At 67.0% G+C, this 15,860-nt stretch carries 11 protein-coding genes and 2 pseudogenes; 10 read left to right on the forward strand and 3 right to left on the reverse strand.

What is annotated here, in order from left to right; genetic code table 11:
• Positions 1-4: 4 nt before the first annotated feature.
• Positions 5-790, reverse strand: coding sequence for a rhomboid family intramembrane serine protease (locus XpruCFBP8353_RS21335; protein ID WP_101365015.1), 786 nt, complete (start codon positions 788-790; stop codon positions 5-7).
• Positions 791-1,150: 360 nt separating this feature from the next.
• A complete protein-coding gene (locus tag XpruCFBP8353_RS21340; protein ID WP_101365016.1) occupies positions 1,151-2,107 on the reverse strand; it encodes a TerC family protein in 957 nt (318 codons plus the stop codon).
• A 262-nt stretch (positions 2,108-2,369) separates the two neighbouring features.
• Between XpruCFBP8353_RS21340 and XpruCFBP8353_RS21350 the strand changes: the two genes are divergently transcribed.
• The 8 genes from XpruCFBP8353_RS21350 to XpruCFBP8353_RS21385 all read left to right on the forward strand — a co-directional run bounded on the left by XpruCFBP8353_RS21350 (position 2,370) and on the right by XpruCFBP8353_RS21385 (position 12,339).
• Complete coding sequence (locus XpruCFBP8353_RS21350) at positions 2,370-3,536, forward strand: class I SAM-dependent rRNA methyltransferase (RefSeq protein ID WP_101365017.1); 1,167 nt, start codon at positions 2,370-2,372, stop codon at positions 3,534-3,536.
• A gap of 118 nt (positions 3,537-3,654) precedes the next feature.
• Positions 3,655-3,975, forward strand: coding sequence for a hypothetical protein (locus tag XpruCFBP8353_RS21355; RefSeq protein ID WP_101365018.1), 321 nt, complete (start codon positions 3,655-3,657; stop codon positions 3,973-3,975).
• A 291-nt stretch (positions 3,976-4,266) separates the two neighbouring features.
• Positions 4,267-5,523: a dipeptidase gene (locus XpruCFBP8353_RS21360; RefSeq protein ID WP_162301148.1), complete on the forward strand. Its 1,257-nt coding sequence runs from the start codon at positions 4,267-4,269 to the stop codon at positions 5,521-5,523.
• A 472-nt stretch (positions 5,524-5,995) separates the two neighbouring features.
• On the forward strand, positions 5,996-7,306 hold the full coding sequence (locus XpruCFBP8353_RS21365; protein ID WP_101365019.1) for an MFS transporter: 1,311 nt from the start codon (positions 5,996-5,998) through the stop codon (positions 7,304-7,306).
• Between the two features lie 25 nt (positions 7,307-7,331).
• Positions 7,332-8,501, forward strand: a complete 1,170-nt coding sequence (locus XpruCFBP8353_RS21370; RefSeq protein ID WP_101365020.1) for a glycerate kinase — start codon at positions 7,332-7,334, stop codon at positions 8,499-8,501.
• A gap of 233 nt (positions 8,502-8,734) precedes the next feature.
• Complete coding sequence (locus tag XpruCFBP8353_RS21375) at positions 8,735-9,913, forward strand: sugar diacid recognition domain-containing protein (RefSeq protein WP_101365021.1); 1,179 nt, start codon at positions 8,735-8,737, stop codon at positions 9,911-9,913.
• A gap of 139 nt (positions 9,914-10,052) precedes the next feature.
• The gene (locus XpruCFBP8353_RS21380; RefSeq protein ID WP_101365022.1) at positions 10,053-11,801 is read left to right on the forward strand and encodes a sensor domain-containing diguanylate cyclase; all 1,749 of its coding nucleotides are present in this window, start codon (positions 10,053-10,055) and stop codon (positions 11,799-11,801) included.
• 148 nt (positions 11,802-11,949) lie between these two features.
• Positions 11,950-12,339 (forward strand): DUF2628 domain-containing protein, encoded by a 390-nt coding sequence (locus XpruCFBP8353_RS21385; RefSeq protein ID WP_101365023.1) that lies wholly within the window; start codon positions 11,950-11,952, stop codon positions 12,337-12,339.
• A gap of 318 nt (positions 12,340-12,657) precedes the next feature.
• Here the strand turns inward: XpruCFBP8353_RS21385 and XpruCFBP8353_RS21390 are convergent, their stop codons facing one another.
• Entirely contained in the window at positions 12,658-13,803 is a 1,146-nt protein-coding gene (locus XpruCFBP8353_RS21390; RefSeq protein WP_243391180.1) for a hypothetical protein, read from the reverse strand.
• A 430-nt stretch (positions 13,804-14,233) separates the two neighbouring features.
• On the opposite strand from XpruCFBP8353_RS21390, the pseudogene XpruCFBP8353_RS21395 reads away from it, so the two are divergent.
• Positions 14,234-15,151, forward strand: a pseudogene (locus XpruCFBP8353_RS21395) (TonB-dependent receptor domain-containing protein); the annotation flags it as partial.
• A gap of 152 nt (positions 15,152-15,303) precedes the next feature.
• A pseudogene (locus XpruCFBP8353_RS21400) lies at positions 15,304-15,860 on the forward strand (GH92 family glycosyl hydrolase); the annotation flags it as partial.

Below are 15,860 nucleotides of genomic sequence, written 5' to 3' on the forward strand. Positions count from 1 at the left end.
GTGCTTACGTTCCCGGTGGCCGTTCGCGCGGCGGAAAGTGCAGCACCACATTTTCCGAGCCATCTTCCTGGCGTTGCCAGAGCACCGGTACCTGACGCGGCGGTGGGGGTTCCAGCATCGCGTGTTCGGGGTTGCTCACTTCCCAGGCCGTATCTTCATCCTCGTCTTCCCAGCTGTAGCGCGGCTTGGCCTGTTGCGGATCGCGCAGGCGCAGCAGCAGGGCCGCGATCAACCCGGCCACCGCACCGCCCAGATGCGATTGCCAGGACACGCCTGCTTCATGCGGCAGGATGGTCACCAACATGCCGCCGTAGAACAGGAAGGCGATCATGCTGGTGGCGATCGCCGGGCGGTCGCGACGTAGTAAGCCGAGCACGAACACCAGAAACATCAGGCCGTGGGTGACGCCGCTGGCACCCAGATGCCGGCTGCCGGGCTCACCCAGCAACCATGCGCCCAGGCCCGATCCCAGCCATAACAGCGGCAGCGCCATGACAGTGGCGCGCGGGTACACGCTGCCGGCCAGCGTGCCCAGGATCAACAACGCGGCGGCGTTGGCGCCGAGGTGCGCCAGCGAGCCATGCAGCAGCGGTGCGGTGAGGATGCCGAGCAGGCCGTCGGCCTGCAGCGGCGCCACTGCCCAGGCGCGCCAGTCGAACATGCCCTGGGCGGTGAATACCGCCACCAGCAGCACCACGGCGGCCAGGCTGAGATTGAAGGCACGCAGCACCCGGGAACGGTCCAGGTGGCTCTGGTTGGTGGAATCGGGGGCGAGGGAATGCGTTGTCATGCATTCCCGGATGGCGGCGTGGTTTTGCCTTTGCAAGCCCTGTTTGCGCGGGATAACCGGATCCGGCGGCGGGACAATCCTGCCGCCTGCCGGGCTGATACGAAGCCCGGCAGGCAGGCCGCGGCGGCAAATAACGCAGCGCAGATAGATGGGATGGCAACCAGGGCGCGGTCCCGATGTTCCGGTACCGCCTGTGGTGCGCTGCAGCCGAGCTGCGCAGTGGGCGGCAGAGCCAACCGATCACGGCCGAAGACCACGACCGGCCCCAGTGGCTAGAGCCGAAGCGAAACCGCGGCATCCCTTGCACCACCACCTGCAGCCAATCACAACCCCGAATCCCGAATCCCGAATCCCGGCCGGTCAGTGCCCGGCCGGCTTGGGCGGGCGCAGCAGGCTCAGCACGATGGTGGCAACCAGGATCGTGACCACCACCGCCAGCGAGACCAGCACCGGGATCTTGTAGAGATCGATGATCATCATCTTGGTGCCGATGAACACCAGGATCACCGCCAGGCCATAGGGCAGCAGGTGGAAGCGATCTGCCATGCCGGCCAGCAGGAAGAACATCGCGCGCAGGCCCAGCACCGCGAACACGTTGGAGGTGAGCACGATGAACGGGTCGGTGGTGATCGCAAAGATCGCCGGGATGCTGTCCACCGCGAAGATCACATCGATCACCGCGATCAGGATCAACACCACAAACAGCGGGGTAAACCAGCGTTTGCCATCCTTGATCACGCTGAGCAGGTTGCCGTGATACTGCGGGCTCAGGCGCAGATGGCTGCGCATCCAGCGCAACACCGGGTTGGTTTCCAGATCCGGCTCCTTGCCGGCGGAGAACCACATCTTGATACCGGTCAGCAGCAGGAACGCGCCGAACACGTACAGCAGCCAATGGAACTTGGCCAGCAACATCGAGCCGGCGAAAATCATGATCGCGCGCAGCACGATGGCGCCCAGCACACCGATGATCAGCACGCGCTGGCGCTGTTCCTCCGGCACGCCGAAGTAGGTCATCACCATCAGGAACACGAAGATGTTGTCGACCGCCAGGGATTTTTCCACCAGGTAGCCGGTGAGGAATTGCAGCCCGATCTGATCGGCCTGGGCGTCGCCCACGCTGCCCTGCAGGTACCACCACAGCCCGGCATTGAAGGCCAAAGCCAGCAGCACCCAGCCGATGCTCCACCAGGTGGCTTCCTTGAAGGTGACCTTGTGGGCGCCGCCGTGGCGCATCAGTACCAGATCAACCAGCAGCGCGGCGATCACCACCACCGCGAAGCCACCCCATAGCCAGACATTGCCAATGGTTTGCATAAGAATCCCGAAAAGTGAAAACGACCTGGACAGCCGGCGGGCTGAGGTCTTGTGACACGGAAGTCGTGGATTCCGGGTAACGGACCTTCGCCTGCGCGGCGAAGGTCTCGCTCGCAACCGGCTGGGCCGGTTGCCGTTGCACCGGAGCGCCTGACGGACAGGACTCGTAATGACGGCGACAACGCTGGGAGCTACTCCCCTTCTGGCGCCGATTCTGCGGGCAGGGGCCGGGCACGTCAATCCAGCCGGATACAATAGGTCAATGAATACTCCTGTCCCCGTCGTCCGACTCAAGAATGCGTGGCGCTCCAGCCACCCGTGGATCTTCCAGAAGCTGGTGGAAAAGCCCGCCGCCAAGCCCAAACCCGGCACCATCGTCGATGTGGTCGGCGTGGACGGGGAGTGGATCGGCCGCGGCTTCTACAACGGGCATTCGCGCATTGCCGTGCGCATCCTGGAAACCGACCAGTCGGTGCCGGTGGATGCGGGCTGGTTCTCGCGCAAGATCGCAGCCGCAGTGAGCCTGCGCCGCGACTGGCTCAAGCTCGACGCGGTGTCCGATGCCTGGCGCGTGGTGCATAGCGAAGGCGACGGCCTGTCCGGCCTGGTGGTGGACCGCTACGGCGACCTGGTGGTGGTGGAGTTCTTCGCTGCCGGCATGTTCCGTCACCGCGAATGGATCTACGAGGCGCTGCGCGAGCAGTTCCCGGGCTGCCGCTTCCACAGCTTTGCCGACGAACACGTGCAAAAGCAGGAGAGTTTCGATTTCCACAGCAACACCACCACCGAAGCGGCGGTGATCACCGAGCACGGCATCAAGTTCCGCGCCGACCCGGCCGGTGCGCACAAGACCGGTTTCTTCGCCGATCAGCGCGACAACCGGCAGTGGCTGAGCGAGCAGGTGGAAGGCAAGACCGTGCTGGACCTGTGCTGCAACACCGGCGGCTTTGCCGTGTATGCAGCCGCGCGCGGCGCGTCCGAAGTGCTGGGCGTGGACATCGACGAAGACGTGATTGCCATCGCCAAGGGCAACGCCAAGCTCAACAACGTGCGGCCCAAGTTCGTGCAGGCCGATATCTTTCCGTGGCTGCGCGATGCGGCCAATCGCGGCGACCAGTTCGATGTGGTGATCCTGGATCCGGCCAAGATGACCCGCGACCGCGAGCAGGTGATTCCGGCACTGAAGAAGTATCTGGACATGAATAAGTTGGCCCTGGGCGTGGTCAAGCCCGGCGGCCTGTTTGCCACGTTCTCCTGCACCGGTCTGGTCGCCGAGCAGGAGTTCCTGGACATGCTGCGGCGTGCGTCGTATTTCTCCGGGCGCACCATCCAGATCCTGAAGGTGGCCGGTGCCGGCCCGGACCACCCGTTCATGGCGCACGTGCAGGAATCGCGCTATCTGAAGGCGGTGTTCTGCCGCGTGATGTAGCAGCGCGTCGCGGCGGCGGACGCGGTCTGCCGCGTTGCAGGCAGCGTCTTCCTCGGCGCGATGCCATCGCCGGCAAGCAGTGGATCAACGCAGTCATGCAACCAGGAGCCGGCAGCCGATGACGTCCAGCGACGAAGACGAACGCAAGACCTTGCGCCGGCTGCTGCGGCAGATCGAACGGCCCAATGCCAGCCTGCTGGCCAGCAATTGGCCGGTGTTCGGCGTATGGCTGCTGTTTTCCGGCGCCTTCATGTATTTGTTCCAGACTGGCGACGGCTCGCCGCTGCACCCATTGCTGCTGGCGCTGGGGTCGACCTGTCTGGGCGTGTTCGGTGCGTGGATCGTGTTCCGCTCGGTATGGGCGCGGCAGTGGCCGCATGTACGCGAGCACATCGATGTGGAAAGCGTGCGTGCGCGTCTGGCAGAACTGGACGACTGAGGGATGCGGCATGCGTGGCGGTCCACGCGCGCTGGGCTCCAAGGCGTATCAAACCGATGCGCAATGACAAGCGGCCGGTCGCGCCGTTGTTGCCGGCATGGCGGTGCGTATCTCGGCACCGTTGCGCGTGGTCGCTCCTTGGGTATCGCCGTAGAACCGGCCTCGCAACGCGTACATCGCTCACGCAATCGCGCCGGTTGGAGTGACAGCGCTACAGCGTCCCACGCGAGGCGCAGCGCGCGTGCAGCGAGCCGCTATGATCGGCTCACCCCCCACTGCCTGTGAGATCGCATGCATCTGCGCTCGCTTTCGCTGTCTGTCTCGTTGTTGCTGGCCGCTGCGCTGCCCGCACACGCGCTGGAGTTTTCCAAGGCCGAACTGGCGCGCGCCACCGCATTGCAACAGCGCCTGGTCACGCTGGATTCGCATCTGGACACGCCGGCCAACCTGGAGCGCCCCGACTTCGATGTGCTGCAGGCGCATGCCGGCAACCGGCTGTCGCAGGTGGATTACCCGCGCATGGTCGAAGGCGCGCTGGATGGCGGCTTCTGGGCGGTCTACACCGGGCAGGGCAATCGCAGTGCGGCCGCGCACCTGGACGATCGCGATGCCGGTCTGCAGCGGCTGTTGAAGATCCACACGCTGCTGGCCGCGCAACCGCAGCGCTTTGCACTGGCCACTACGCCGGCCGATGCGGCGCGCATCAAGGTCGCTGGCAAGCGCGTGGTGTACATCAGCATGGAAAACGCCAGCCCGTTGGTGGCCGACCCGACGCTGCTGCGCTTCTACTACGCGCAAGGCCTGCGCCTGATGAGCACCGTGCATTTTCTCAACAACGAGTTCGCCGACTCGGCCACCGACCCGAAGGGGCCGGAATGGAAGGGCCTGAGCCCAGCCGGCAAGCAACTGGTGCAGCAGGCGCAGGCGCTGGGCATCGTGATCGACCAATCGCACGCCTCCGATGCGGTGTTCGATCAGTTGATTGCGCTCTCGCCGGTGCCGATCGTGCTCTCGCACAGCGGCGCGCGTGCGGTGTTCGACCATCCGCGCAATATCGACGACGCGCGGCTGAAGGTGCTGGCCGAGCACGGCGGGGTGATCCAGGTGAACTCCTACGGCGGCTATCTGGTCGACAGCGGCGCCAGCCCCGAGCGCAAGGCCGCCGAGAAGGCGCTGACCGACCAGTACGGCGGTTGGGAGCACGTCAGGATCGCCGACGGCACGGCCCTGAGCGCCGCGCTCAAGGAGCTGGATGCGCGCTACCCGATCAAGCGCGCCACCGAGGAGGATTTCTTCGCCCATCTGGAACATGTGCTCAAGGTGGTCGGGCCCGAGCACGTGGGCATCGGCATGGACTGGGACGGCGGCGGTGGCGTGGTCGGCCTGGAAGACGTCTCCAAGCTCCCGCGCATCACCGCCTGGCTGCTGCGCAAGGGCTACACCGAGCAGCAGATCGCCGGCATCTGGGGCGGCAACCTGCTGCGGGTGATGGGGCAGGCGCAGGCGTATGCGGCGGGGAATCGGGAATCGGGAGTGGGGAATCGGTAGAGCGCGGGAGTTGGGAGTTGGGATTCGCAAAGCCGAGGCGGTCCGTCGTGCGGGGCTGGGTACTGTGTCGGGCTTGGCGGTGGGGCGCCGGTTTGGTTGTTAGTGCAGGGCTGGGGTAGGGCGCGTTGCTGCCGTGGGCTTCTTCGCCCGATGGGCTGATTGGGGCGCGCGCGGAGTGCGCCGGCGCTAGTTGTCAGCCAAGTGGTTAGGTGGCGGGTCGCCGTCGCAGCATCGGGCGGCCAGCCCTGCACCAACAGCATGGTTGCTATTGCGTTCCGAGCCCGGCATACGCCGGGAGCGGCTGGTGCTGATTTGGGCATTTGCACAAAAATCGGCGACTGCCGGCCCACGGACAGGCGGCAGCCTGACGATGCTTCCGGGAAAAACCTCCAACTAGAATGCGCCGACCCCTGCGTGGTGGCGGTGCCGCCGCACTGCGCGCCGGTGGGCCCACCGACTGCTGGAGCGTGCGATGACCCAAGCCACCCGGCCACTGCCGCCCCCCGATGGCATGGCCCCGACCTACCGCAAGATCCTGTGGCGGCTGATCCCGTTCCTGTTCGTCTGCTACCTGTTCAACTACCTGGACCGGGTCAACGTGGGCTTCGCCAAGCTGCAGATGCTTGGCGATCTGGGCATGAGCGAGACCGTGTACGGGCTGGGTGCGGGCATCTTCTTCATCGGCTACCTGGCCTGCGGGGTGCCGAGCAATCTGATCCTGCAGCGCATCGGTGCGCGCCGCTGGGTGGCGATCATGATGGTCAGCTGGGGCCTGCTCTCCACCTGCCTGCTGTTCGTGCGCACACCGGCCGGCTTCTACACCCTGCGCCTGCTCACCGGCGCGGCCGAAGCCGGCTTCTTCCCCGGCATCGTGCTGTACCTGACGCGCTGGTTCCCGCGCGCCCAGCATGGCCGGGTCATGACCGTCTTCATGTCGGCCATCCCGATCTCCGGCGTGCTGGGCGGGCCGTTGTCCGGCTGGATCCTCGGCCATTTCTCGGCCGGGCAGGGTGGCCTGGCCGGCTGGCAGTGGATGTTCCTGCTGCAGGGTCTGCCGACCGTGCTGCTGGGCATCGGGGTGTGGTTCCTGCTCAGCGATGGCGTGCAGCAGGCGACCTGGCTGGACCCGCAGGAGAAGCAGGCACTGACCCGCGCGCTGGCCGCCGACGAAGCGGGCAAGCCGGCCGGCGCCTCCAGCTCGCTGGGCGCGGTGCTGCGCAACCCGGCGGTGTGGATGCTGGGCACGGTGTACTTCTGCATCCAGAGCGGGGTGTATGCGATCAACTTCTGGCTGCCCTCGATCATCCAGGGCAGCGGCGTCACCGACCCGACCCGGATCGGCCTGATGAGCGCCATCCCGTACCTGGCCGCGGCGGTGTTCATGCTGCTGATGGGGCGCTCGGCCGACCGCCGCCGCGAGCGCCGCTGGCACCTGGTACTCCCGTTGCTGATGGGGGCGGCCGGGCTGTGTATCGCCGCCAGCGTCACCGACAACCTGGGTCTGGCCCTGTTCGGCATGACCCTGGCCACGATGGGCGCGGTCAGTGGCTTGCCGCTGTTCTGGCCGCTGACCAACGGCTTTCTCACCGCCGCCGCCGCGGCCGGTGGGCTGGCGCTGATCAACTCCACCGGCCAGGTCGCCGGTTTCGTCAGCCCGTACCTGGTGGGCTGGATCAAGGACGCCACCCACAGCACCGAGCTGGCGCTGTACGTGCTGGCCGGGGCCATGCTGCTGGGCGCCGCGCTGGTGCTGCGGGTGCCGGCACGCGCGGTGAACCAATGATGCGTCCGTCTCAGCGAGTGTGCCCATGAAGATCGTCATCGCGCCCGATTCCTACAAGGAAAGCCTGTCCGCGCTGGAGGTGGCGACGCAGATCGAGGCCGGCTTCCGCGAAGTGTTTCCCGACTGTCAGTACCGCAAGGTGCCGGTCGCCGATGGCGGCGAAGGCACGGTCGATGCGCTGGTGGCGGCCACCGGCGGGCGGGTGATCGACTGCACGGTCAGCGGCCCGCTCGGCACCCCGGTGCAGGCGTTCTTCGGCCTGACCGGCGACGGCCGCACCGCGGTGATCGAAATGGCCGCCGCCAGCGGCCTGGCGCTGGTGCCGCCGGCCGAGCGCGCACCGCTGCGCACCAGCACCGCGGGCGTGGGCGAGTTGATCCTGGCCGCGCTGGATGCCGGCGCGCGGCGCTTCATCATCGGTATCGGCGGCAGCGCCACCAACGACGGCGGCGCCGGCCTGGCGCAGGCGCTGGGCGTGCGGCTGCTGGATGCGCAAGGCGAGGCGATCGGTCCCGGCGGCGGCGCGCTGGCCGCGCTGGCGCGCATCGATACCGAGGGCATGGATGTGCGGCTGCAGGATTGCCAGTTCGAAGTGGCCTGCGACGTGGACAACCCGCTGATCGGCGCTACCGGCGCCTCGGCGATCTTCGGCCCGCAGAAGGGCGCCACTCCCAGCATGGTGCGCCAGCTCGAGACCAACCTGCAGCACTACGCCGACCTGCTGCAGCGCGACCTGGGCATGCGGCTGCACGAGTTGCCCGGCGGCGGTGCGGCCGGCGGCCTGGGCGCGGCGCTGGTGGCCTACCTGGGCGCGCAGTTGCGGCCCGGGGTGGAGATCGTGGCACAGGCGCTCGGGCTGGATGCACTGGTCGCCCAGGCCGATCTGGTCATCACCGGCGAAGGCCGTCTGGACAGCCAGAGCCTGCACGGCAAGACCCCGGTGGGCGTGGCGCGGGTGGCACAGCGGCACGGCAAGCCGGTGATCGCCATCGCCGGTTGCCTGGGCAACGGCGCTGCGCTGCTGCATGGCCATGGCATCGATGCGATGTTTGCGGTGGTGCACCGCGCCTGCACGGTGGAGCAGGCGCTGGCCGAAGCCGCCCGCAACGTGCGCATCGCCGCACGCAATGTGGCCGCGGCCCTGCAGGTGGGCCGGGTATTGGCACAGCGGCCGTCGGGTGTCGATGCGCGCTGATGGCAGCGCGCGGGGGACACAAGCGGCGAGGGCATGCGCCCGAGTCTGACGGGTCCTGTTGGACAGCGCGCGTCCCCTTTGCACGCCGAATCGAACCACGCCAACGGGTGGCAGCACAGTTCGCACAGACGCCGGGACACAGTCCGCACGGGTCCCATCACACGCGTGGCGAACATGTGCGCACCGAACATGCCACCGTGTCCTCCCTCGTTCGCGTCAACAGATTCCCGCCCATGCTCACGCTCGACCGCACCCTGGCGCAGTCCATCGTCGACCGCGCGATGACCATCCTCGACGGCAACGTCAATGTGATGGACCACACCGGCGTCATCATCGCCAGCGGCGAGCCGGCGCGCATCGGTCAGCTGCACGAGGGCGCGCTGCTGGTGCTGTCCAGGCAGGGCCGGGTGGAGATCGATGCGGCACTGGCGCAGCAGCTGGACGCGGTGCGCCCGGGCGTCAACCTGCCGCTGATCGCCGATGGCCGCATCGTCGGCTGCGTCGGGCTGACCGGCGACCCGCAGCGGATCGGCCAACAGGCCGAACTGGTGCGCATGGCCGCCGAAGCGATGCTGGAACAGGCCGGCCTGCTGCGTCTGCTGGCCCGCGATGCGCGCCTGCGCGAGGAAGTCACGCTCGGCCTGATCCGCGCCGACGGCCCGACCCCGGCACTGGCCGGCTGGGCCGAACGGCTCGGCATCGCGCTCGACCTGCCGCGCGTGGCGGCCGTGATCGAGGTGGAAAGCGACACCCTCGACCTGGACGCCATGCTGGTGGAGCTGCAGCGCCTGCACACGCTGCTGTCCACGCCCGAACGCGGCAACCTGATCGCCGCCACCGCGCTCAACGAACTGGTGGTGCTCAAGCCGGCACTGGACCGCCGCGGTCACTGGGACGTGGACGAACAACGCCGCCGCGCCCACACCTTGCTCGAGCGCATGCGCGCCAGCAGCCCGCTGCGGATCCGCCTGGCGCTGGGGCAGTACTTTCCGCAGCCCAACGGGCTGGCCCTGTCGCACCAGATCGCACGCACCACCATGCGCATCGGCAAGGCGCGCGCGCCGCAGGCCGATGCGTTCTTCTACGACGACCATCGCCTGCCGGTGCTGGTGGACGACCTGCGTCAGGCCTGGCAGGCCGAGGAATTGCGCAAGCCGCTGCAGGCACTGCTGGCCCAGGACCGTCGCGGCGACCTGGTGCAGACCTTGTCGGTGTGGTTCGGCGCCGGCATGCGCATGGCAGCCACCGCCAAGGCACTGGCCATCCACCGCAATACCCTCGATTACCGCATGCAGCGCATCGCAGAGCTGTGCGGCGTGGATCTGCGCAACACCGACGACTGCGTGCGCCTGTATCTGGCCCTGCAGATGCGCGATGGCGGCGCCGCCACCCAGGCCGATGCTAACGCCTGACAGCGCGCCGACAACCCGGCACCGGCACGCCCGGCGTCGCTGTGTGCAATGGCGCACGGAACCTCGCGCGGGGGCGTCGCTAACAGGTATGCCCGGTCCGCTAGACTGCGCGGATTACCGGGCACGAGTGAGCTTGCCTTTGAATCAGCGCGATACCGTTGCGTCATCCACCACCAGCGAAGCGCAGCGTCTGGCGCGGCTGGCGCTGTTGCAGGTGATCGACACCGACTCCGAACCGTTCTTCGATGCGCTGGCGGCGGCCGCGCAGGCCATTGCCGGCACCCCGATCGCGCTGGTGTCGCTGGTGGACGAGCATCGGCAATGGTGGAAGGCCAATATCGGCTTGCCGGGCGTGTCCGAAACCCCGCGCGAGCTGGCGTTCTGCGCCTACGCCATCCAGGACGATGCGGTGATGGAGGTGCCCGACGCCCCGGCCGACCCGCGCTTTTGCGACAACGCCCTGGTCACCGATACGCCCGGCATCCGTTACTACGCCGGCGCCCCCATCGTGCTGTCCGATGGCCTGCGCATGGGCACCGTGTGCGTGATCGACCAGCGCCCGCGTCAGCTGGAGCCGGCCCAGCTGGCGGCCCTGCAACAGCTGGCCAAGGTCGCCGCCCAAGGGCTGGAACAGCGCCGGGTGATGCTCGAACGCGCCGACATCAACGCCCGTCTGCAGCAACGCCTGCGCGAGAGCGAAGCGTTTCTGGAGCGTACCGGGCGGGTGGCCGGCGTCGGCGGCTGGGAAGTGGATGTGAGCACCAAGACCCTGACCTGGTCGGACGAAACCTGCCGGATGCACGACCTGCCGCCGGGCTACCAGCCCACGCTTGCCGAAGCCATCACCTTCTACCCGCTGGAAGCGCGCGCGGTGATCACCGAGGCGGTGGAACTGTGCGTGCGCGAGGGCACGCCCTGGGATCTGGAGCTGCCGTTGATCAGCAGCACCGGTCGCCGCCTGTGGGTGCACAGCACCGGCGCGGTGGAGCATGTCGACGGCCGCATGCGCCTGGTCGGCGCCATCCAGGACGTCACCGACCGCCATCGCGCGGTGGACGCGCTGGCGGCCAGCGAGCGCAAGTTCCGCAAGATGTTCCAGTACAGCCTGGGGCTGATCTGCACCCACGACATGGATGGCCGGTTGATCAGCGTCAACCCGGCGGCAGCGCGCTCGCTGGGCCGCAGCGTGGAAGAGATGGAAGGCCGCACGCTGTTCGAGCTGATCCGCGCGGAGCGCCATGGCGGCGTGCGCGGCTACCTGTCGAACATGGTGCTCGACGGCCAGGATTCGGGCGTGATCGAACTGGTAGCCGGCGACGGCAGCCTGCGCCACTGGAAATACCACAACGTGCTCGACGTGGAAGCCGACGCCACCCTGGTCCTGGCCCATGCCCAGGACATCACCAACCAGTATCAGCAGGAAAAACAGCTGCTGGAATGGTCGTTCACCGACCCGCTGACCAACTGCTTCAATCGCCGCTTCCTGGACGATCTGGACAGGCGCGATGCCAGCGTGCGCTGGGGCTGCATCGTGGTGGATCTGGACAAGTTCAAACTGGTCAACGACACCTACGGCCACCAGCGCGGCGATGAAGTGCTGGTGCGGATGGCCTGGTTTCTCAACGATCCGCTGCGCCGCCAGGACCACCTGGTGCGGCTGGGCGGCGACGAATTCCTGGTACTGCTGCACCAGGCCAGCGAGCAGCAGCTGCAAGAGCTGCTGCGCACCTATCTGGCCGCTGGCAACGATGCGCCGATCCAGTTCACGCTGGGCACGGCCTTGCGTCAGGAAGGCGAAGCGCTGACCGCGGTGGTCGACCGCGCCGACCATGCGCTCTACGCCCGCCGCCGCGCGCGCCGTGGCACCGCTGTCAACGAGCAGCGGTAGCCGCTAGCGTTGCGGGACGCTGGCGTTGGCCGGCCGTGTGTCGGAGTCGGCCGGGCACTTCCGGCCCGCGTGCGAGTTCGCTGCAAAACACGTGCCGATGAATACGCGATCGCCTATCATGTAATCGTTTACAACTAAATGGATTGGAATGGATACCTTCGATCGCACCCAGCTCAGCCCCAAGTGGCAGTTCCGCTTCGCCTTCTTTGATCGTCATGGCGGCCCCAAGGATCCCGCTTACAAGGAGGCGCTCAAGACGCTGCCCTTCGGCGAGAAGCTCAAGGTGGGCATGAACTTCTACGCGCTGTTCTTTGGCTTCATCTACTTTTTCATCCTTGGCTTGTGGCGCAAGGCCTTGGGCCTGATCGGCATCGGTTTGGTGGTCGGCATCGTGGCCTCGTTCCTGCCCGGGTCGATCGGTAATGCGCTGAGCATTCCGCTGGCGCTGCTTGCTGGCATGAGCGCCAACTACGCTTACTACCTGGACAAGGTGAAGGGCAGCACCAGCTTCAACCCGTTCGAAGGCATGCGCTGGTAAACCCCGACGGTTGCCGCATGGCAGCCCTGGATGCCCGGCCATTGGCCGGGCATCTGTCGTTGTGGCGTTGCGTGACGGCCGATGCTGCCTGCTGCCATACAAACGGCGATGCTGCATCGCGTGCGTTGCGTGCCTGCCGTTGGGCAACCAGGCGCGTACGTCGTCTGTGCAGCGAAAGCGGCGGCTTGGTCGGGTCAACCGAAACGCTCACCCACACGCACATCCGCCGGAGGACCTGCGTGTGCTCGAAGACGCACGCGCAATATCATCACTGCCGCACGCCGCACAGGGCTCAACGCCGCAGCGTGCGATTGCGCCTTACAGCTCAGTGTAATTCGCGCAGTCCGGCAGTGCCTGGTCCGGGCGGTACTCACCGTCACCGAAACGGAACGCGCGTGTGTAGGTACACGCCGGATCCTGCTCGGTGCGCAGGTCTTTCTTCTTCAGCGGCTTGGCCAGCGAATCCTCATCGCGTGAGACACCGGCCGGGAAGCGCGTGGCGACCGCCTGGTAGCGCAGGACCGGCATGCCCTGCGCGGTGGAATCCAGCGAGAGCTTTGCGGAAAAATCGTAGGTGTCATGGCAGGCGCCGCTGCGCTGCTGCATGTCCCGCTCGGTGAAGCAGGTGCGGATCATGGCGTTGCCTTCCCACGGCACGCGCAGCAGGTCGCTATCGGTCTGGATGTCGTCCTGCAGATGGCGCACCCGCGCCAGCTGCAGCCGCGATGCCGCGGCGCCGCCGCCGGAGTAGCTGGTGCTGAGCTTGCTGATGCCGCCGACCAGCACGTTCTGGCGCGCACGCTGTTGCGGATCGGTCACCGCTTGATCGGCGCCCACGCCGGGCGCCATGCGCACGATCCACGGCCACACCGACAGCTCGCCGCCCTCCGGGACGTCGATGCTGACGTGGTAGACGCGGGGCGTCTGCTCGCCCGCGACCGTCTCGGAGATTTCCAGCATGTTCAGCGGGTCACCCGGTTCGGATCGCGGCTCGCTCCGCACGCACCAGGCGGCATCGCGGGTGCAGAAGTAAAGGCGGGACTGTCCCTGCTCATCGGCCCGCAGCACCTGCCCCAATGGCTCCATCACATTGCCGGTGTTGTCGCGCTGCTGCGGCAGGATCGAGCCGTCGGCATGCGCCAGCGCCAGGGGCGCAAGGGCAAGCAGCGCGCTCAGCGCCGCGAAGAGACTGGTCTTGTGCATGATGGCTTCTGCGCATTCGCGCGTCCGTGCGATGCGTCGATGATAACCGTCGTGGCATCCATGCCCGAGTCGCGTCGAGCTCGCTCGACGGCTTTTCGCTGTTCGATATCGAAGGTTGCTGCACGACAATGCTGACTGCTTGGCCCATGACTGGGCATCTGCGTCGTCACGCAGCGCGACGACGACTGTCGACGCCCCCTGCTGCCACCACAGCGGGAGTTGTGGCGTCGCGTACGCCGCATATCGCTTGCGCGCGCTCACTTGGCCACTGCGTCGATGCAGGTCGCTCGCATCGACCACCGCTCTCCGACTCAACATCTGTCCGCCACCAGGCCACCGCTGCACTCCTGTCCGGCGCAGCCGACGGCCATCCTCGGCTCACGATCGATAGCAACAGTCCTGTCGATGCCTTTGCAGGCTCATCCGCCAGTGCTACTGGCGGATGAGCCCATCAGCGCGGTGTAAGTCATTGCTTGTCTGGGAGTTCTGCCTTCCTGGCCCGGCGTACGCATGGGCCCGTTGCTGCGCCGCAGGTGGTGCCGCGATTCAGGGATGCTTACTGTCGGCAACGCGGGCGAGATCAGGTCTGCGTTGATTTGGATTGATCCAACCCTTGTCTCCGCGCTTAATTCGCTGAATCCACGGTCATCCCCCCGTCGCTCTTTTACGCCCAGACGCCCAAATGCCACCGATCAACCGCCGCGGCACCCCGGACCTGGACGCGGAACTGGGCAGTTCGTGCACGCCGGGGGGTGTCTGGGATGCGTTCGAGAACGTTTCGTTTGCCGCCGACGTCTGGCGCATCCATCTGGAAGACGAGATCCGCGATATCGACGAGACCACCCTCCTGCGCGACGAAGCCGGCTGCCGCACCGGGCTGACCATCGCGCCCGGGCAGGCCTGGTCCACCCCCGGCGGCGCCGATTACTGCGCTTGGATCCTGGCGCGCGTGCAGCGCAATGCGGCCGGCGCCATCACCGCGATCGAGCGCGGCCCGTTCAACCTGGCCCAGCGCGATGTCAGCGGTATCGACTTGGCGGCGCGCTACCAGCTCACCACCGGCAGCGACGATTTCCAGCTGGGGCTCGACGACACCAACCTGCGCTCGATGCACGAGCAGACGTACCGCAGCGACCCCAATCCCGAGCGCCGCGAGCGCGACATCCGCAGCAAGCTGCGCGGCAGCGTGAACTGGCTGTACGGCAACTGGAACGCTACCGTCTACGGCGACCGCGTCGGTGCGGTGCCGGGCGTGCGCTCGCACTGGGGCCTGGACCGGCTGGACAACCCCGGCGGTTGCGTACCGTTCGCCGATGGCGACGTGCCCGACGACCGCGCCGGCTGCACCAACACCGTTCCCAATCGCCCCACCTTCGGCCAGAGCACGCGCAAATACGACGGTCGCATCGGCCCGGCGATCACCTGGAACGTCAATCTTGGCTACCGCATCACCCCTGCAATGAAGCTCAATCTCTACGTTAACAATGTCTTCAACAGCACCGGTTACAACCACAAGCATCCGTACAAGCTCGATGACGAGTTCTATCACAGCCGCTTGTTTAGCCAGGTCGGGCGCGAGATCGCGGCAGAATACGTGTTCGATTTTTGAGGCGGACACCACCACAACGCATGACGATGCCCGAGCGTGTGGTGTCGATCGTCTTGCTTGCACGCGTGTTGTGCGTCGCTCGCTGCGTCGTGCAGCGGCAGGCACGCGCCTTCCACCTGCGGCTTCGGCCGCCCTCTCCCGAGGTGTTTTGCATGCCATCAGTCGTATCGCCCAACCGCTCTGGCGCGCGTTCTGCGCGCACACCGTTCTGGCGCCGCACCGCCGCAGGCCTGTGCCTGCTTGGGGTAACGTTGTCCGCACCGCTGGCCGCGCAGGACCCGGCGCAGGTCAACACCTTCATCGGCAGCAAGGATGACGGCAATACCTACCCAGGCGCCTCGGCGCCGTTCGGCCTGATCCAGGTCAGCCCGATCGGCGCGCACTACGCCGGCTGGCGCTACGACGACCCCAGCATTCGCGGTTTCGGCCATTCGTTCCTGTCAGGGGCCGGCTGCTGGGAACAGGGTGGCCAGGTGTCGATCCTGCCGGTCACCGGGCGCATCGGCCCCGGCGGCGACTTCGATACCAAAGATGCCAAGGCCTTCGACCAAAAGCGCTATGCCGCGCGTTACACGCACGACGGCGAAGTGGGCCAGGCCGGCTACTACAAGGTGCGGCTCACCGATTACGGCGGCATTGACGCCGAAGCCAGCGCACTCACCCGCGCCGCCACCGAGCGCTACACCTTCGCGCCGGGCGCAGACACCGG

The organism is Xanthomonas prunicola, from assembly GCF_002846205.1.
Classification (GTDB): domain Bacteria; phylum Pseudomonadota; class Gammaproteobacteria; order Xanthomonadales; family Xanthomonadaceae; genus Xanthomonas; species Xanthomonas prunicola.

Coding starts and splice junctions, on each gene's coding strand:
- XpruCFBP8353_RS21335 (WP_101365015.1), bottom strand. CDS start 790: ATGACAACGCATTCCCTCGCCCCCGATTCCACCAACCAGAGCCACCTG.
- XpruCFBP8353_RS21340 (WP_101365016.1), bottom strand. CDS start 2,107: ATGCAAACCATTGGCAATGTCTGGCTATGGGGTGGCTTCGCGGTGGTG.
- XpruCFBP8353_RS21350 (WP_101365017.1), top strand. CDS start 2,370: ATGAATACTCCTGTCCCCGTCGTCCGACTCAAGAATGCGTGGCGCTCC.
- XpruCFBP8353_RS21355 (WP_101365018.1), top strand. CDS start 3,655: ATGACGTCCAGCGACGAAGACGAACGCAAGACCTTGCGCCGGCTGCTG.
- XpruCFBP8353_RS21360 (WP_162301148.1), top strand. CDS start 4,267: ATGCATCTGCGCTCGCTTTCGCTGTCTGTCTCGTTGTTGCTGGCCGCT.
- XpruCFBP8353_RS21365 (WP_101365019.1), top strand. CDS start 5,996: ATGACCCAAGCCACCCGGCCACTGCCGCCCCCCGATGGCATGGCCCCG.
- XpruCFBP8353_RS21370 (WP_101365020.1), top strand. CDS start 7,332: ATGAAGATCGTCATCGCGCCCGATTCCTACAAGGAAAGCCTGTCCGCG.
- XpruCFBP8353_RS21375 (WP_101365021.1), top strand. CDS start 8,735: ATGCTCACGCTCGACCGCACCCTGGCGCAGTCCATCGTCGACCGCGCG.
- XpruCFBP8353_RS21385 (WP_101365023.1), top strand. CDS start 11,950: ATGGATACCTTCGATCGCACCCAGCTCAGCCCCAAGTGGCAGTTCCGC.